Annotated in this window: 1 protein-coding gene; it reads right to left on the minus strand. The window is 44.4% G+C overall.

Features of this window, described 5'->3' with window-relative positions; all coding sequences use genetic code 11:
• Positions 1 to 1,097, minus strand: a 1,097-nt coding sequence (locus A3761_RS22210; protein WP_068750903.1) for a fatty acyl-CoA reductase, incomplete at its 3' end; no start/stop codon positions are given.
• Between the last annotated feature and the right edge of the window lie 64 nt (positions 1,098 to 1,161).

Here is a 1,161-nt window from a genome sequence, read left to right on the forward strand (position 1 = left end):
TAGTTTGATTGGGCTTCATCGACCATTGCGCGCTTTAGTTCAGCAACTGTCACCGGGTTAGATGAGCTGCTGCAGCATTGGTAAATGTTTGTTTCGCCGGGTGACTTCAGTGCTTTGGTCATGGACAGAATAACGCTATTAGCGACTAAGTCTGCGGGAATAATGTCCATTGCTGCATGCGGGTCAGCAGGGAAGTAAGAGATTTTTCCACGAGCGTAGGCAAATACAATGGCATCGGCAACTTTTATGCCTTCAATCCACCCAGGTACTGGCGCACGAAGTGTACTTTCGATAATTGAAGGTCTAAGTATGACAAGAGAGCTCGTATCTAGTTTCTCTATTAGTAGCTGCTCGCCAAGCCACTTTGTGAAGGTATAAGTGTCATTCCAGCCGTAGCGATGGGCTTGCTCGATCCCCAGGTCAACCAAGGCGTTCTTTTGTTCTTCTTTCGTGCTTGAGGGCAAAAATGCGCGTGCGATTCTGTCTTGTAGTGAATGGATTAAACCTTCGACTAGATAGTGACCTTGTGCATTGCGTGGGACTTTTCGTTTATATGGCCCTGTTGTCTCTTCGTAAATCTCACCTTTGTTTAAGCCATGAACATAGCATGTCGAAACCTGTACAACGGGTGTTACTTCTCCACGCTGCGATAATTCGATAATATTCTTTAAGCTTAAGGTGTTGATTGCTAGAGCCTTGTCTAGCGGTTCTCTAAAGTCGACACTCGCAGCAGAGTTTACGATGACGTCGATTTTTGAAGCAAGTTCATCAAAACTATCTTCGTCTAAGCCGAATAGCTTATCTGTTAGTTGGCCGCTGACGATGTTAAGTTTTGTCAGACAAAAGTTCTTGAATGCCTGTTCATCTAGGCTCTTTAAGTGTCCAAAGACTGAAGAGCTAAGTACTTCTTGCTCAAGACGTTCCTGAGCTGAATTGTATCGTGCGTTGCCGCGAATGAGTAAATGAATACTGGCAACATCGGGAGTGGATCGAATAATTTTTTCGAGTACAACTTTGCCGAGAAACCCGGTACACCCTGTGATTAAAATATTTTTCCCTTTGAGGGTCTCTTTTACCATTGAAGATTCTTGAGTCATCGCATACCTGCCTAGCACCTGAGTTAATCTGAAAGCCTTATACCCGAGTAAATCACAATATCCC

It is taken from the genome of Oleiphilus sp. HI0123 (assembly GCF_001635315.1).